Origin of the sequence: Massilia sp. IC2-477 (genome assembly GCF_020707265.1) — a bacterium.
In the GTDB taxonomy this organism is placed as follows: Bacteria; Pseudomonadota; Gammaproteobacteria; order Burkholderiales; family Burkholderiaceae_D; genus Telluria.
The window spans coordinates 239,382-256,427 of the sequence record NZ_JAJFEQ010000003.1 but is presented as its reverse complement, the minus strand read 5'-3'; the positions used below and the strand labels follow the sequence as shown (position 1 = coordinate 256,427).

The 17,046-nt window shown below is 65.7% G+C and carries 12 protein-coding genes; 8 read left to right on the top strand and 4 right to left on the bottom strand.

The features are described from left to right. Window positions 1-13 precede the first annotated feature (13 nt). Entirely contained in the window at window positions 14-1,552 is a 1,539-nt protein-coding gene (lysS, locus tag LK542_RS07325; protein WP_227811381.1) for a lysine--tRNA ligase, read from the top strand. 62 nt (window positions 1,553-1,614) lie between these two features. Here the strand turns inward: lysS and ppnN are convergent, their stop codons facing one another. After that, window positions 1,615-2,985 (bottom strand): nucleotide 5'-monophosphate nucleosidase PpnN, encoded by a 1,371-nt coding sequence (gene ppnN / locus LK542_RS07320; RefSeq protein ID WP_227811380.1) that lies wholly within the window; start codon window positions 2,983-2,985, stop codon window positions 1,615-1,617. A gap of 257 nt (window positions 2,986-3,242) precedes the next feature. On the opposite strand from ppnN, the gene LK542_RS07315 reads away from it, so the two are divergent. Beyond that, window positions 3,243-4,742, top strand: a complete 1,500-nt coding sequence (locus LK542_RS07315) for a peptide MFS transporter (RefSeq protein WP_227803155.1) — start codon at window positions 3,243-3,245, stop codon at window positions 4,740-4,742. Between the two features lie 64 nt (window positions 4,743-4,806). On the opposite strand, the gene LK542_RS07310 is transcribed toward LK542_RS07315, so the two are convergent. Next, window positions 4,807-5,706: a LysR substrate-binding domain-containing protein gene (locus LK542_RS07310; RefSeq protein WP_227811379.1), complete on the bottom strand. Its 900-nt coding sequence runs from the start codon at window positions 5,704-5,706 to the stop codon at window positions 4,807-4,809. Window positions 5,707-5,811: 105 nt separating this feature from the next. Between LK542_RS07310 and LK542_RS07305 the strand changes: the two genes are divergently transcribed. Next, on the top strand, window positions 5,812-6,729 hold the full coding sequence (locus LK542_RS07305) for an NAD-dependent epimerase/dehydratase family protein (protein ID WP_227811378.1): 918 nt from the start codon (window positions 5,812-5,814) through the stop codon (window positions 6,727-6,729). A 48-nt stretch (window positions 6,730-6,777) separates the two neighbouring features. Here the strand turns inward: LK542_RS07305 and LK542_RS07300 are convergent, their stop codons facing one another. Beyond that, window positions 6,778-9,045 carry an OPT family oligopeptide transporter gene (locus tag LK542_RS07300; protein WP_227811377.1) on the bottom strand — a complete coding sequence of 756 codons (2,268 nt, stop codon included), beginning with the start codon at window positions 9,043-9,045 and terminating at the stop codon, window positions 6,778-6,780. A 226-nt stretch (window positions 9,046-9,271) separates the two neighbouring features. On the opposite strand from LK542_RS07300, the gene LK542_RS07295 reads away from it, so the two are divergent. Together LK542_RS07295 and LK542_RS07290 are read left to right on the top strand one after the other, a co-directional pair. After that, a complete protein-coding gene (locus tag LK542_RS07295) occupies window positions 9,272-11,614 on the top strand; it encodes a penicillin-binding protein 1A (protein WP_227811607.1) in 2,343 nt (780 codons plus the stop codon). 101 nt (window positions 11,615-11,715) lie between these two features. Next, on the top strand, window positions 11,716-12,075 hold the full coding sequence (locus LK542_RS07290; protein WP_227811376.1) for a DUF1428 domain-containing protein: 360 nt from the start codon (window positions 11,716-11,718) through the stop codon (window positions 12,073-12,075). A 6-nt stretch (window positions 12,076-12,081) separates the two neighbouring features. Here LK542_RS07290 and LK542_RS07285 read toward each other — a convergent pair whose 3' ends face one another. After that, complete coding sequence (locus tag LK542_RS07285; protein ID WP_227811375.1) at window positions 12,082-13,308, bottom strand: AMP-binding protein; 1,227 nt, start codon at window positions 13,306-13,308, stop codon at window positions 12,082-12,084. Window positions 13,309-13,515: 207 nt separating this feature from the next. Here LK542_RS07285 and LK542_RS07280 point away from each other — a divergent pair, with 207 nt between their 5' ends. From LK542_RS07280 to LK542_RS07270, 3 genes are read left to right on the top strand one after another with little or no spacing between them, the layout of a single operon-like run. Then, complete coding sequence (locus LK542_RS07280; RefSeq protein WP_227803161.1) at window positions 13,516-13,905, top strand: PAS domain-containing protein; 390 nt, start codon at window positions 13,516-13,518, stop codon at window positions 13,903-13,905. Window positions 13,906-13,920: 15 nt separating this feature from the next. Continuing rightward, the gene (locus tag LK542_RS07275; protein WP_227803162.1) at window positions 13,921-15,270 is read left to right on the top strand and encodes a sensor domain-containing diguanylate cyclase; all 1,350 of its coding nucleotides are present in this window, start codon (window positions 13,921-13,923) and stop codon (window positions 15,268-15,270) included. After that, window positions 15,212-17,038, top strand: coding sequence for an EAL domain-containing protein (locus LK542_RS07270; protein ID WP_227811374.1), 1,827 nt, complete (start codon window positions 15,212-15,214; stop codon window positions 17,036-17,038). Before LK542_RS07275 ends, LK542_RS07270 begins: the two co-directional genes overlap by 59 nt. Window positions 17,039-17,046: the final 8 nt, after the last annotated feature.

Sequence of the window (17,046 nt, the reverse complement as noted above, 5' to 3'; positions counted from 1 at the left end):
CTGCTATCCAATCATGACTACGGAAAACCAAGACCAGTCGCCCGTCGTGGCGCACGACGAAAACAAGATCATGGCCGAGCGCCGCGCCAAGCTGGCCGCGCTGCGCCAGCAGGGCAATCCCTTCCCGAACGACTTCGTCCCGCAGGACAAGGCGGCGGACCTGGTCGAAACCCATGGCGGCAAGAGCCGCGAAGAGCTGGAAGCCGAGCCGGTGGCAGTGACGCTGGCCGGCCGCATGATGCTGCGCCGCGAAGCGGGCAAGAAGGCCGCGTTCGCGACCCTGCAGGACAGCTCGGGCCTGATGGCGAGCGGCCGCATCCAGATCTACATCACCGTCGACAGCGCCGGCGAAGAAGCCATGGAAGCGCTGCGCAGCTACGACCTGGGCGACATCCTGGGCGTCGAGGGCACGCTGTTCAAGACCAAGGTCGAAGAGCTGACCATCAAGGTCACCAAGCTGCGCCTGATCTCCAAGGCCCTGCGCCCGCTGCCGGACAAGTTTCACGGCCTCGCCGACCAGGAGACCAAGTACCGCCAGCGCTACGTCGACCTGATCATGAACGAAGAAACGCGCCGCACCTTCAAGGCGCGTACCGCCGCGATGTCGTCGATGCGCCGCTTCATGGAGAAGCACGGTTTCATGGAAGTCGAGACCCCGATGCTGCACCCGATCCCGGGCGGCGCCGCGGCCAAGCCGTTCATCACCCACCACAACGCGCTCGACATGGAAATGTACCTGCGCATCGCGCCCGAGCTGTACCTGAAGCGCCTGGTGGTGGGCGGTTTCGACCGCGTGTTCGAGATCAACCGCAACTTCCGCAACGAAGGCGTGTCGGTCCGTCACAACCCGGAATTCACGATGATGGAATTCTATGCGGCCTACACCGACTACAAGTGGATCATGGACTTCACCGAACAGGTAATCCGCCAGGCGGCGATCGATTCGAACGGCAGCGCCGTGCTGACCTACGGCGGCCGCGAGCTGGACCTGTCCAAGCCCTTCCAGCGCCTGACCATCGTCGAGGCGATCGACAAGTACGCGCCGGGCTACACCTCGGTGCAGCTGAACGACGCCGAGTTCATCAAGCAGGAACTCAAAACGAAGTTCGGCGTGAAGCCCTTCGCCAACGCAGGCCTGGGCGCGCTGCAGCTGGCGCTGTTCGAAGAGACCGCCGAAGCCCTGCTGTGGGAGCCGACCTTCATCATCGACTACCCGGTCGAAGTGTCGCCGCTGGCGCGCGCATCGGACAGCCGCGAAGGCATCACCGAGCGCTTCGAGCTGTTCATGGTGGGCCGCGAGATCGCCAATGGCTTCTCGGAGCTGAACGATCCGGAAGACCAGGCCGCGCGCTTCCTGTCCCAGGTGGCCGCCAAGGAAGCCGGCGACGACGAAGCGATGTACTTCGACGCCGACTACATCCGCGCGCTGGAATACGGCATGCCGCCGGCCGGCGGCTGCGGCATCGGCATCGACCGCCTGATGATGCTGATCACCGATTCGCCGAATATCCGCGACGTGCTGCTGTTCCCGCACCTGCGCAAGGAAGACTGAGCATCAAGCATCGAATAAAAAAGGCAGCCTGCAAGGCTGCCTTTTTTTTCGTCCGGATGGGTTTATTGGACCACGGTGTAGCAAGGCGTATAGGCCTTGCCCGGCAGTTTCATGCGACTCTGTTCCACGAACGAGGCCAGCAGCGCATCCATCGGTCCCATGATGGCGCTTTCGCCGAAGATCTCGTACTTGCCGTGTTGCTCGATCACGCGGATGCCCTCTTCCTTCACGTTGCCGGCCACGATGCCCGAGAATGCGCGGCGCAGGTTGGCCGCCAGCTCGTGCGATTCCTGGTTGCGGTGCAGTTTCAGGTTGCGCATGTTTTCGTGGGTCGGACGGAAGGGCTTCTGGAATTCCGGATCGATCTTCAGGCGCCAGTTGAAGTAATAGGCATCGCTGTGCGCCTTGCGGAATTCGCGCACCATCTTGATGCCGGCATACATTTCCTGCGCCACCGCGTCCGGATCGTCGATGATGATCTTGTAGCGCTTCTGCGCCTGGGCGCCGAGCGTCAGGCCGATGAACTGGTCGATCTGCTCGAAATACGCGCGCGCCGTCGCCGGACCGGTAAAGATCAGCGGGAAAGGCATTTCGGCGTTTTCCGGATGCAGCAGGAGACCGAGGATATACAGGATTTCCTCGGCGGTGCCGGCGCCGCCCGGGAACACGATGATGCCGTGACCGGTGCGCACAAAGGCTTCGAGGCGCTTTTCGATATCCGGCATGATCACCAGGTCGTTCACGATCGGATTCGGCGATTCGGCGGCGATGATGCCCGGTTCGGAAATGCCGAGATAGCGTCCACCCTTGATGCGCTGCTTCGAATGGCCGATCGCTGCGCCCTTCATCGGGCCCTTCATGGCGCCCGGGCCGCAGCCGGTGCAGATATCGAGCTCGCGCAGACCGAGCGCGTAGCCGACTTCCTTGGTGTAGTTGTATTCGACCCGGTTGATCGAATGGCCGCCCCAGCACACGACCATGTTCGGATTGCGCTGCGGCTGGAACACGTTGGCATTGCGCAGGATATGGAACACCGCGTCGGTAATGCCTTCCGGGCGGTTCAGGTCGAATTTCGGATTGTCGGTGACTTCGAAATGGACGTAGACGATATCGCGCAGCACCGAGAACAGGTGCTCGTGGATACCGCGGATCATTTTGCCGTCCACGAAGGCGTGGGCCGGCGCGCTGCGGATGTCGAGCTTGATGCCGCGCTCGCGCTGGAGAATGCTGATATCGAAATCGCGGTAGCGTTCCAGCAGTTCCTTGCCATCGTCGATCGAGCTGCCGGAATTGAGCACGGCGAGCGCGCATTTGCGGAAGATATCGTACAAACCGCTCTTGCTGGTGTCGAGCAGCTTGGCGACTTCGGCTTTCGACAGGACTTCGAGGCGGCCTTCCGGAGAGATGAGTGCGTCGATTACTTCATGGGTCATGGTTTTGTTATCCCTTTCGAACGGTAAAACGGACTGGCCTGGTTGCCAATATACGCCAAAGCGCAAGCTTTTGCGCCCCGATTGGGACAAGGCTCATAGGCAAATCGTCCCGTTTTCGGCCGTCAATACCACATCCAGAAAAAGTTCGCTTGCGATGACCGATTTACACTAAAATGCGTGCCAACTGGAATTTCCGTGCATATGGCAATTCCATACAAAACCACCAAGTCAGATAACTACATTTCGGGAGGAACCGCATGAGCGGTGCAGCTACTTCAGCCAAGGGACCGATCCCAGAATTCAAGCAGATCATGGGCCATCCAGCTCCGTTGTGGATGCTGTTCATGACCGAGTTCTGGGAACGCTTCGCGTTCTACGGCATCCGTTGGGCCCTGGTGCTCTACATCGTCGCCCAGTTCTACGGCGGCAATGCCGTCGGCCAGGCCGACGCCAACCTGACCTACGGTTCCTACCTGGCGCTGGTGTATGCCGGCGCCGTGTTCGGCGGCTTCATTGCCGACCGCGTCATCGGCTACCAGCGTTCGATCCTCGTCGGCGCGATCTTCATGGCAGCCGGCCTGTTCATGATCACCCTGCCGAACCAGGACATCTTCAAGCTCGGCCTGGCAACCATCATCGTCGGCAACGGCATGTTCAAGCCGAACATCTCGGCCATGGTTGGCCAGCTGTACGCGCTGAACGACACCCGTCGCGATTCGGGCTTCACCATCTTCTACATGGGCATCAATGCCGGCGCTTTCTTCGCACCGATCATTACTGGTGAACTGGCAGAGCGTCTGAGCGATGGCGCCTTCCCGGCCTACAAGGCGGTGTTCTTCGCCTCGGGCGTGGGCATGCTGATCGCACTGGTCTGGTTCTACATCGGCCGCAAGCAGCTCAAGGGCATCGGCGCCCCGGTCGGTGAACTGGCCAGCCCGAAGCGCCTGATCGGTGTCATCGTCGGCTCGCTGGTGGTGATCCCGGGCGTCTATCTGCTGCTGCAGGCCGGCGCCGCCAACCTGCAGATCGTGCTGTCGATCCTGTTCATCATCCTGGCCCTGATGCTGATCGTCGAAGGCGTCCGCGAAGGCAAGGTGTCGCGCGACAAGACCATCGCCATGATGATCATCTTCTTCTTCAACATCCTGTTCTGGTGCTTCTTCGAACAGGCAGGCAGCTCCTTCACCTTCCTGGCCGACCAGATCGTCAACCGTAACTTCGGCGAGAAGATCTTCCCGGTGGCCTGGTTCCAGTCGGTTAACTCGGTGGCCATCATCGTATTTGCGCCGATCATCGCTGCGATCTGGGTCGCCATGGGCAAGCGCAACGTGAACCCGTCGATCCCGCGCAAGTTCGGCCTCGGCATCATCTTCAACGGCCTCGCCTTCGGCCTGCTGATGTACGCACTGACCCAGCTGATCGACGACCAGGGCAAGATCCCGTTCTGGACCCTGTTCATGGTCTACGTGATCCAGTCGATCGGTGAGCTGTGCTTGTCGCCAATCGGCCTGTCGATGGTGACCAAGCTGGCGCCGACCCGCCTGGTCGGCCTGGGCATGGGCGGCTGGTTCCTGTCGACCGGTATCGGCAACAACCTGTCGGGCATCTTTGCCTCGCACGTCTCGGGCGAGAGCGGCATGTCGGTGGCCTCGGCCCTGGACGGCTACACCTTCGGCTTCTGGATCCTGCTGGGCGGCGGCGTGCTGCTGTTCCTCCTCGCACCGCTCATCCAGAAACTGATGCACGGCGTGAAGTAATCAAGCAGTCCTACCAATGAAAACGGCAGCCCGCGGGCTGCCGTTTTTGTATCGTCCGACAGAATCAGCGCCGGTCCAGGGTCGCCTCCATCTCGCGCATCTCGGCCACCATCCACTCCCGGAAGCGCTGCACCTTGAGCATGTGCTCCTTGTGCGGATTGACCAGGAAACGGTAGCCGCTCTCGAAGCGCGCGCTCCTACACGGAATCTGCCTCAGCGCACCCGACTTGATGTCCTCGAACGCAATCCCGTAGGGCACCAGGGCCACGCCCTGCCCCGCCACCGCGGCCTGCACCAGCACGCCCCAGTGCGTGTATACGCGCGAAAAATCGTACTTGCCCTTGAGCGCGCGGTTCTCGTTGAGCAGCTGCAGCCACGCCTCGGGCGACTGCACCACCAGCAGGTGATGCTGCGGCAGGTCGGCCAGGCCCAAGGCCTCCTGTCCGGGCCCCAGCAGCTCGGGGCTGTACACCGGCACCAGGCGCTCGCGGAACAGCACCGTCGCATCGCCCTCGGTTACCTGGCCATAGCGGATCGCGACGTCGGTACTGTCGGCCTGCAGGTCGACCGGCGCATCGTTGGAATCGATCCGGATATCGAGCTCCGGATACAGCTTGGTGAAGCGGTGCATGCGCGGCACCAGCCACTTGATCGCGAACGAATGCGTGGTCGAGATGCGCAGCACGGCCTCTTCGTCGCCCCGCTGCAGCGCCGCAAGCTTGGCGCGCAGGTCGGCCAGCATGCGGCTGGTGGCGATCGCCAGCTCCTGGCCCTTCTCGGTCAGCGAGATGTGGCGCGGATGGCGCACAAACAGCGGGAAGCCAACGTTTTCTTCGAGCTGCTTCACCTGCAGGCTGACCGCCGCAGGGGTCTTGTGCAGCTCGCGCGCGGCCAGCTTGAAGCTGCCCCACCGCGCGGCGCAGTCGAAGTCGATCAGGCCCGACAGGCTTCGCAACGGCTTCATGCCGCCTCCATGCATAAGTTTTTCTTATTCAACGTCTGTACTTTTTCTCGGTTGAAGGTTTTTGCTGCTTTGCAGAAAATATACTCGATCCAATAAGGAAAAGTCATGCCAAAAAATATACTGGTGATCGGCGGTACCCGTTATTTCGGCAAACTCCTCGTCCAGCGCCTGCTGCGCGCGGGCCACAGCGTGACCATTGCCACCCGCGGCTACGCTCCGGACCCGTTCGGCAAGCGGATCGCGCGCATCCGCGTCGACCGCCGCAACGAACATGCGATGCGCAACGCCTTCCGCGACGCCCGTTTCGACGTCGTCTACGACCAGATGTGCTATTCGCCGCTGGACGCCGCGATCTCGGTACGCGTCTTCGCCGGCAAGGTCGGACGCTATGTCATGACTTCCACCATCGATGCCTACCGCGAGGCCGCTCCGCGCGAGGCCTTCCGCGAAAGCGACCTGCCGGTACTGGCGCAGCCGATCGACACGACGTATCCGTGGCACGACCCGGCGCGCGCGATCGAAAGCTACGTGGCCGGCAAGGTGCAGGCCGAGGCCTACCTGGTGCGCGACGGCAGCCTGCCGCTGGCGACCGTGCGCCTGGCCCACGTACTGGGCGGGCCGGAAGACTTCACCGGCCGCCTGGCCCACTATGTCGACCTGGTGCGCATGAAAGGCACCCTGCGCTACGCCGACGCTGCAGCCAGGGTCTCGTTCATGGAAGCCCAGGAAGCAGCCGATTTCCTTGCCTGGGCCGGCATGCAGGACTTCCGTGGCCCGGTCAATGCCGCCTCCGACGGCGCCCTGTCGGCCTGCGAACTGCACGCGCGGATCGCCGACGTGCTCGACGAAACCCCGCGCAGCCTGAAAGTGGCCGCGCAGGCGCCGGGACTGCTCTCGCCCTTCGATTTCGCCACGCCCCTGGTGCTCGACACCGCGCGCGCCAAGGCGCTCGGCTACCGTTTCGGCCATAGCAAGGAATGGCTGGAGGACGTGATCCGGCATCACGACCTGGCCTTCATCTAAGGCAGCCTGGATACAAACATGGCCCGGATTGCTCCGGGCCATGTGCTTTTAGCGCTGCGCCTTTTCCCGGGCCACCCAGTACAGCAGCGCGATGATCAAGGCATACGGGATCAGGGTCAGCAGGTGCGAATCCGGCCCCGCAAAGAAGGGGTTCGAGGCTTCGGCCCACTTGGCCATGCGGCTGTCGAAGTCGGTGAGCACGCCGGCCGTGATCGCAATGATGATGCCGGCCAGCGCGCCGCCCGCGATATAGCCCGAGGCCAGCAAGGTGCCCGAGCTGCGGTCGCCGGCTGCCTGGCGCTCTTCCTCGTTCAGCTTTGCAAACTGCGGCAGCCTGTTGTTGCGGCGGTCCGCCACCCAGCGTACCAGGCCGCCGATCGCGATCGGCAGGGTCGAGACCAGCGGCAGGTAGACACCCACCGAGAAGGCCAGCGCGTGCACGCCCGCCATCTCCAGCACCACCGAGATCATTACGCCGAACAGCACCAGGGTCCAGGGCAGCTGCTGGTCGAGGATGCCCTTGATGATGTAGGACATGAGCACGGCCTTGGGCGCGTCGTACTTCTTCACTTCGGTGCCGTCCGGACGGACCTTGTGGGTGCCGTTGATGCCCGGGTCGACCAGGTAGGCCAGCTTGCCGTCGTCCGCCACCAGATACTTGCCGGCCGGGCCACCCGCGGTATCGCTCTTCTGCCACACCTTGTAGGTCTTGCTGTCGGTCGCCGCCTGCGGGCCCGCTAGCCTCGCAGTCTCGGTGAGCTTCGAGGCGTCCACGGTGAGGCCGGGCGCCACCTGGGCCGCCGGCACATAGACGGTGCCCGCTTCGTTCAGTTTCAGCAGGATCGGGCCCAGGATCAGGGCCGAGGCAAAGGCGCCGCACAGGATCGCGTACTGCTGCAGGCGCGGCGTCGAGCCGACCAGGAAGCCGGTCTTCAGGTCCTGCGAGGTGGTGCCGGCGTTGCTGGCGGCAATGCAGACGATGGCGCCGACCGACAAGGCCGTGACGTAGTAGCGCCCGCCGGTCCAGCCCATCACCAGGAAGATCAGGCAGGTGAACAGCAGCGTGGCCACGGCCATGCCCGAAATCGGGTTCGAGGAAGAACCGACTTCGCCGGTCAGGCGCGAGGACACGGTAGCGAACAGGAAGCCGAACACCAGGATCAGCAGCGCACCCAGCAGGTTCATGTGCAGCGGGGTGGCGACGGTAATGACCGCGATGATGGCCAGGCAGCCGATGAACACCCACTTGAGCGGAATGTCCTGGTCAGTGCGCTTCGACTTATCGGCCGCGGAGCCTTTCCCGATACCGGACAGGCCACCGGTCAGGCCCTTCCAGATGGTCGGCATCGAGCGCACCAACGAGATCAGGCCACCCGCCGCCACGGCGCCCGCGCCGATGTACAGCACATAGGCGTTGCGGATATCGTCCGGACCCATGTCGCGGATCAGGGTGGTGGCCGGCGCCAGCGGCACGGTGAGCAGGTCACCGAAAAACTTGATCATCGGGATCAGGAGCAGATAGGACAGCACGCCACCGGCCGCCATCGTCAGCGCGATGCGCGGGCCGATGATGTAGCCGACGCCCAGCAGCTCGGGCGAGACTTCGGCGCCGGCCGAGCCGCCCTTGAGCGGGTTGCCGAACTCGAAGTTGACATAGTCGCGCCAGCCCTTGAACGAGACGCTCAGGGTCTTGTAGGCCAGGCCGATGCCGAAGCCGCCGAAGATCAGCATGGCGCGGCGCTTGGCTTCACGTGCGGCGTCGGAGCCGTCTTCGCGGGTTTCGCCGGCGGCGATGCGCGAGGTCTCGGTGGCGGCGGCCTTGAGCACCTCGGCGCAGGCGGTGCCTTCCGGGTACTTCAGTTCGCGGTGGGCGTCGACGATCATGGTGCGGCGCATCGGGATCATCATCAGGATCCCGAGCAAACCACCCAGCACGCCCACCAGCATGACGCGCGAGATCTCCAGGTCGAAACCGAGGATCATGATCGCCGGCATGGTGACGCCCAGGCCGAAGGCGAGCGACTCTCCGGCCGAACCCGCGGTCTGGGTAATGCTGTTTTCCAGGATGGTCGATTCGCGTGCGCCGAACTTCTTCGCGGTGTGGAACAGGGTGATGGCGATCACCGCCACCGGGATCGAGGCGCTCACCGTCAGGCCCACCTTCAGCACCAGGTAGAGCGAGGAGGCGCCGAAGATCATCCCCAGCACGGTGCCCATGATCAGGGCGCGCAGCGTCATCTCCGGCAGCTGCGCGCTGGCCGGGATATAGGGCTTGAAGGCGCTCGGGGGCGAGCTTGGCGGCGAGTCGTAAGGCATGGACGGTCCCTTGGAATTCATACTTTGGTGAGACTTAAGGCGTGACTATCGCACATGGCGATATGGAAGAAAAGCGGTTTGAAGCCTTAGAATGCGCAAGATACAATGCGTCGTGCCGACCCGTACATACGGCCGATTTTGAAAGCTGCTAGTGACCAAGTCCGATACCAAGCCTCCCAAGCGCCCTCGCCGCCTGCGCGTGTTCCTGTTCTTCAGCCTCGCCGCCATGGTGGGCCTGGCCGCCGGCGTCGTCATCTACCTCATGACGGTGATCCTGCCGAACGTGCCGAAGATCGACGCGGTGCTCGATTACCAGCCCAAGATCCCGCTGCGGGTCTACACCGCCGACAATCACCTGATCGGCGAATTCGGCGTCGAGCGGCGCGACTTTGTCACCATCGACAAGATACCGACCCGCATGAAGCAGGCCTTGCTCGCGATCGAGGACGCCCATTTCTACCAGCACCAGGGCATCGACTGGCGCGGCGCCGCACGTGCCGTCATCGCCAACCTGCGCGAAGGCTTCGGCGCCGGCGGCGCCTCGACCATCACGATGCAGGTGGCGCGCAACTTCTTCCTGTCGAAGGAAAAGGTCTTGTCGCGCAAGCTGACCGAGATCGCCCTCGCCTACCGCATCGAGGATGCGCTCACCAAGGACCAGATCCTCGAGCTGTACATGAACCAGATCTTCCTGGGCAACCGCTCCTACGGCTTTTCCAGCGCGGCGCGCAGCTACTTCGGGAAGTCGCTCGACCAGCTCACCCTGGCGGAGACCGCAATGCTGGCCGGCCTGCCGCAGAACCCGTCGCGCCATAACCCGATCGCCAACCCGAAACGCGCGCAGCAGCGCCAGCACGCGGTGCTCAAGCGGCTCTATGAACTGGGCCAGATCGGCGAGCCCGAATACCGCCAGGCCCTGGCCGAACCGCTGCGCATCCGCCGCACCGGCCAGGTGTTCGACACCAGGGCCGACTACGTCGCGGAACTGGCGCGCCAGGCGGTGTTCGCCCAGTTCGGCGAAGAAGCCTACGAACGCGGCATCGTGGTCACCACCACCATCCTCAAGGCGGAACAGGACGCGGCCTACGAATCGGTGCGCCGCAACGTGCTGGACTACGACCAGCGCCACGGCTACCGCGGTCCGGAAGCGCGCATCGAGCTGCCGCAGGATCCGCTCGAGCGCGAGGAAGCGATCATCGACGCGCTGCAGAAGCGCCCGCAGAGCGACGGATTGACGCCGGCGGTGGTGCTGGCCGCTTCGCCGCAGCAGGTGCGGGTCGAGCTCTTATCCGGCGACGAAGTGAGGATCGAGGGCGCCGGCCTGAAGTTCGCCGCGCGCGGCCTGGCGGCGAATGCCAGGGAAAACCTGCGCATTGCGCCGGGCGCGGTGGTGCGCGTCACCCAGCGCAAGGAAAAGGACAAGGACAGCTGGGCCATCGTCCAGGTGCCGCAGGTGGCGGCCGCGTTTGTCGCGATCGACGCCGACACCGGCGCCTACCACGCGCTGGTGGGCGGCTTCGATTACAACCTGCAGAAGTTCAATCACGTCACCCAGGCCTGGCGCCAGCCCGGCTCCGCGATCAAGCCTTTCGTGTACGCCGCGGGCCTGGACAAGGGCTACTCGCCGGGCACGCGCATCCTCGACGAACCGCTCGACATGCCGGGCGAGAACGCCGGCGAGACCTGGTCGCCGCAGAACGACGACGGCGTGTTCGACGGGCCGATCACCATGCGCTATTCGCTGGCGCATTCGAAGAACGTGACCACCGTGCGCCTGATCCGCGCGCTCGGCGTCGACTACACCCACGAGTACCTGGGCCGCTTCGGCTTCGACCTGCCGCGCCACCCGAAGAACCTGACCCTGGCGCTGGGTACCGGCGCGGTGACGCCGCTGCAGATGGCTGGCGCCTACGCGGCGTTCGCCAACGGCGGCTACCGCGTCAAGCCCTACCTGATCGCCCAGATCCGCGACGGCAACGGGACCATCCTCCAGGAAAACAAGCCGCAGCAGCGCCAGGACAGCGACCGCGTGATCGACGCCCGCACCGCCTTCGTCACGGACAGCATGCTGCGCGACGTGACCCGCTACGGCACCGGCGCGGCATCGGTGAAGCAGCTCGGACGTACGGATATCGCCGGCAAGACCGGCACCACCAGCGACGCCATCGACGGCTGGTTCGCCGGCTACGGAGGCAGGGTGGTGGCGGTCGCCTGGATGGGCTACGACGAACCGCGCTCGCTGGGCGGACGCGAGTTCGGCGCCACCCTGGCGCTACCGATCTGGATCGACTACATGCGCGCGGCCCTGGCCAAGGTGCCGCCGCAGGAAGCACAGATCGAGCCGGAAGGCGTGGTGCGCGAGAACGACGACTGGGTGTTCGAGGAATTCGTCGAGCGTCCCGACCTGCGCGCAATCGATATCGATCCGGGGCTGGACAATCCGCCGGTCGAAGTCGACCCGGTCACCGGAGAGCCGCTGACGCCGCCGCCGCAACCCGCGGCTCCCGCAGCGCCGGCGGCGCCGGCCACGCCGCAGCCTCCGCCGCCACCGCCTTCCACGGTTTTCTGATGCTATGCTGATGTGCTTCCCGCCGCGTGTGGGAACAATGCGCGCTGTTCGCAGGTCTGTTACTGGGCAGCGCGCATCCACAACCACTTGAGGAGAACAGCATGGCCTATGTCGATGGTTTCGTCCTTCCCCTTCCCCGAGCAAAGCTGGAGCAATACAAGGAGCTCGCCAACCTGTCGGCCACCGTGTGGCGCGAACACGGGGCGCTCGAGTACCGCGAATGCATCGCCGACGACGTCAAGCCGGGCAAGCTGACGTCCTTCCCGCAGAGCGTCAACCTGGAAGATGGCGAAACCGTGGTGCTGGCCTGGATCGTCTACGAATCGCGCGCGAAGCGCGACGAGGTCAACGACAAGGTCATGAAAGACCCGCGCCTGGCGCACATGATGTCGCCGGACGGCCTGCCCTTCGACGGCAAGCGCATGTTCTGGGGCGGCTTCGAGATGTTCATCGACCGCTAGCCGCCTTCAGTCGTCGGTATCGATGATCCAGTCGGCCAGCTTGCCGCTGGCCTGGCGCGGCAGCGCGGAACCGAACGTCCAGGCCGCGGGCCGCTCCGGCGTCGACAAGCGCTCGGCTATCCAGGCGTCCAGTTCCGCGCGCAGGCTCGCTGCCTGCGCGCCGGGACGCGGCACGACGAAGGCTTTCAGGCGCTGGCCTTCGTCTGGACGCATGGCGCGCACGGTGGCGTCGTTCACGTGCGGATGCATGCGCAGCACGTCGGCCACGTAAGCCGGGAACACGTTAACGCCGCCCACCTGCACCGCGTGGTCGATCCGGCCAGCCGGACGGAAGCGGCCAGGCGCACTCCAGGCCAGCTTGTCCTGCAGCGGGAAATCCGCACGGCTGCCATCGCGCCGCAGGCGCGTGAGGACGCTTGGGTCGGCGCTGGCTTCCCAGTAGGGGAAGAGCTGGTAGTCGCGCTCGGGCCCGTCGCGCCAGCCGACGCCGGCCGTTTCCGAGCTGCCGTAGACCTGCACCAGGCGCGCCACACCCGCACCGGTCACCGCCCGCGCCACCTCGTCCGGACAGGGCGCGGTGGAACTCACTCCCGTTACACCTTGCGGCAAGCTTGATTGCGCCACCGGCGCGAAGGCGCGCCAGAAATCCGGGAAGCCGACCACCAGGTCGCCCGCCTGCAGGCTGCGCGCCACCGCGCCGGGCGAGGCCCCGCGCAGATCCAGCACTGCGCCCGCTTCGAGCCCGAGCACGCGTGGCAGCAGCACGGTGAACAGGAAACCGTAAATATGGTGCGCAGGGACGAGGCCGACGATGCGGCGCGTGCCCGGGAACAGCGCGGCCAGCTCGCCGCTCTCCTGCCACAGGTCGGCCAGCAGGTGGGTGCAGGTCTTGGGCGCGCCCGAACTGCCGGAGGTGCGAAAACGCATGACGCCCGTCCCCTGCTCCAGCCCGCTGGCCGCCGCCTCCAGCCAGGCATCGAGGCGCGGCGCCGCCAGCACCCGCTCCTCGCCGATGCAGCCGATGCCCAACACCTGTTCCATTGCCGTGGCCAGCCCCAGCAGTTCGAGCGAATCGGCGCCAAGCTCGGCCGTCAGGTCGAGTTCAGGCGGCCAGGGCAAGGGGCGGCGCTGGACGCCCGGCCGCATGGAGGCCAGCTCGCCGGCCAGCAGGTCGGACAGCACCCGCAGCAGGGTCGGCCGGTGGGTCCACCAGCGGTGTCCGGGAGCTGTCATAACGGTCATGGGAAACAGGGCAAATGGGAAGCGGTGATGGTGCCGAGCGGGCCAGGCGCTGTCAAGCCAGCGAAGAATGTCGGCTAAAAGTGATATTTGACAACGTTAACTGTCAAGCGAGGGGTGCGCACAATTGACAAGCATCTGACGACATGCCAACATCAATTTCCGCAAATCAATTAATTCCTACCGGATACCACACCCGCCATGAATGCTTCCCCGCTGTCGTTTTCGACCACCGACCTGGCTTCGCAACTCGACAAGTTTACCGAGGAGCAGCTCGACCAGCTCGATTTCGGCGTGATCGGTTTTGACACCGACACCAATGTCCAGCGTTACAACGCCTTCGAATCGCAGGCTGCCGGCCTGTCGCCGCAGCGGGTGATCGGACAGCCGCTGTTCACCAATGTCGCGCCCTGCCTGAACAACTTCATGGTGGCCCAGCGCTTCGAGGATGCCATGGAACAGGGCAGCAGCCTGGACGATACCATCGACTACGTCCTGACCCTGCGCATGCGCCCGGTGAAGGTGGCCTTGCGCCTGCTGGCCAGCCCGGCCAGCGGCAACCGCTACGTGCTGGTCCAGCGCCAGCGCTGATCGGATCGGCGCATCATGGACGATATCGCCCAGCTCCGTGCCGAGCACGAGGCACTGATCCAGTTCCTGTACCTCGCCCCCGTTGGCCTGGTGCAGGCGGACATCGACGGCAGTATCGTCATGATGAACCCGATCTCCGCCCAGCTCCTGATGCCGCTATCGCGCGACGGCGGGCTCGATAACCTGTTCACGGCGCTGGAAGGCGTCGCACCCGAGCTGCGCCACCTGTGCGCGGCCTACGATCGCCCATCCGGCAAGATCTGCGACGGCCTGCACGTGCACCTGAACGCTGGCGGCGCCGGCAAGAAGCTGCCGCAGATCCTGGCGATCAGCCTCCTCAAGCTCGACGCGCGCCGCCTGATGGCGGTGATCGACGACGTCACCCTGCAGGTGCGGCGCGACCGCCAGCTGCGCCAGAACGACGCCTGGCTCAACGCCATCCTGACCGGCATCACCGACTACGCCCTGGTCGGCCTCGACGCGAACGGCGCCATCCTTGAGTGGAACCCGAGCATCGGCCGCGTTACCGGCTTCGGCCAGGACGCCGTGGGCCAAGCCTACTCGATCTTCTATCCGGCGGATGCGATGACGCCGGAACACCTGCTCGACCGCCTGCGCGACGCCGAGCGCGACGGCTGGAGCCTGGACGAAGGCAAGCGCGTGCGCGCCGACGGCAGCGCCTTCTGGGGCAGCGTCCTGATCGCGCCGCTGCCCGAGCGCGAGCCGCCCTGCGGGACCGAGCCGGAAGGCCCGGCCTTCTGCCTGATCCTGCGCGACATCACCGACAAGCGCGACGCCAGCGAACGGCGCCGCCGCGAAGCCTTCGGCGACTACCTCACCGGCCTGGCGAACCGCCGCGCCTTTTTCGAGGCGGCCGAGCAGGAGCTCACGCGCAGCAACACGGTGCCGCGCCCCACGGCCGTGATCGCGTTCGACGCCGACCATTTCAAGACCATCAACGACCGCTTCGGCCACCCTGGCGGCGACGCTGTGCTGCAGCACCTGGCCGCGATCCTTGGCGAGACCTTCCGGGAGGTCGACGTGGTGGCGCGTATCGGCGGCGAGGAATTTGCCGTGCTGCTGCCCTCCACCGATCTGCCGCGCGCGGCGGTGGTCGCCGAGCGCCTGCGCTCCGCCGTCGCTTCGCAGGTCGTGCACTTCGAAGGCCAGCGAATCCGCTACACTGTCAGCGCCGGCGTGGCCAGCCTGGACGACGGCGCCGGCGGCATCGACCTGCTGCTCAAGCGCGCCGACCAGGCCCTGTACGCGGCCAAGCGCGCGGGCCGCAACCGGGTCGAACGCTGGCGTGCCGAACTGGCCTGCGCGCCGGGCCACCAACCTGAAGGAGACCGCGATGCTGCCTGACCCGAGCACCGCCTACGAAGCCCTGGTGCAGTTCCTGTACCGCGCGCCGATCGGCCTGGCCCAGATCGCGCCGGACGGCACGGTGGACATGCTCAACCCGATGGCGTCGAGTCTCCTGATGCCGATCGCCCGCGACACGGGCCTGGACAACCTGTACGCCGTGCTGGCGCCGATCGCGCCCCAGCTGCGCCAGCTGGCGAGCGAATTCGGCGAGCCGTCGGGCGTCATCTGCGAAGGCTTGCGCGCCCCGCTGCCGCTCGAACGGACGGCGCACGGCAGCCCGCAGGTGCTGGCGATCAGCCTGATGAAGCTCGACAGCGAGCGGCTGATGGCGGTCGTCAACGACGTCACCCTCGAAGTGCAACGCGAGCAGGACACCCTGGTACGGCGCCTGCGCAACGCCGCCCGCACCGACGCCCTGACGCGCATGCCGAACCGCGAAGCCGTGCGCGAGCAGCTCCAGCACCTGGTCGACCGCCCCCTGGCGGCGGCCCAGTCCGAATCGAACTTCGCGGTGCTGTTCATGAACTGCGACCGCTTCCGCCAGATCAATGACACCCTCGGCCAGGCCGCCGGCGACGAACTCCTGGTGCAGATCGCCGACCGCATCCGCGGCGCGCTGCGTCCACCGAGCGACCGCATCGAGACCATCAACGGCACCGGCCAGCTGGCCGCGCGCGTGGGCGGCGACGAATTCGTCGTGGTGCTCGACGGGATGCGTTCGCGCGAAGATGCCGAGCGCGTCGCCGGCCGCATCCTCGATGCGCTGGCGCGCCCTTACCGGGTGCAGGGCCACGAGGTCGTGTGCGGCACCAGCCTGGGCCTGGCCTGGGGTGCCGATGTTGCACAAGGCGCGGCGCGCGACGCCGACGAGATCCTGCGCGACGCCGGCATCGCCATGGTCGAAGCCAAGCGCGCCGGCGGCGCCCGCCACCTGGTGTTCGAAACCGCGATGCGCGAACGGGCCGAACGGCGCGCCGACATCGAGGCCGAACTGCGCCAGGCCCTCGCCGAAGAACAGCTGTTCGTGGTCTACCAGCCGGTGGTCGGCCTGCTGCCGGACGGCGGCACCGACTACGCCGCCGGGGTCGAAGCCCTGGTGCGCTGGCGCCATCCGGTGCGCGGCATCGTGCCGCCGATCGAATTCATCACCGTGGCCGAGGAGTGCGGCCTGATTGGCGCGGTGGGCGACTTCGTGCTGGAGCGCTCCTGCCGCGACTTCATGGACTGGCAGGCGCGCCTGGGCGAAGCGGCCCCGCGCCTGATCGCCGTGAACCTGTCGCGCGCCCAGCTGGGCCAGCCCGGCTGGATCGACAGCGTGCGCCGCGTGCTGCAGGTCACCGGCATGCCGGCCGACCAGCTGCAGCTCGAAGTCACCGAAAGCCTGGCGGCCCAGGACCAGGGCATCGCCCAGCGCCTGCACGAACTCAAGGCGCTCGGCATCCAGCTCGCGCTCGACGACTTTGGCACCGGCTACTCGTCGCTCTCCAGCCTGCACCTGCTGCCGGTCGACACGGTCAAGATCGACCGCTCCTTCGTGAGCCAGGCCGACACCAGCCACCATCATCGGGTGCTGATCGAAGCCACGGTCAAGGTGGCGCAGAGCCTGGGCATGAAGACTGTGGCGGAAGGCATCGAGACCGAGTCGCAGGCCGCGGTGGTGCGCGCCGAGTCCTGCGCCAAGGGCCAGGGCTACTTCTACAGCCGCCCGCTGGTGTCCAGCGACCTGCTGGCCTGGCTGGCCAGCCACGAGGCGCTCGCCGCCTGAGCCGGCCC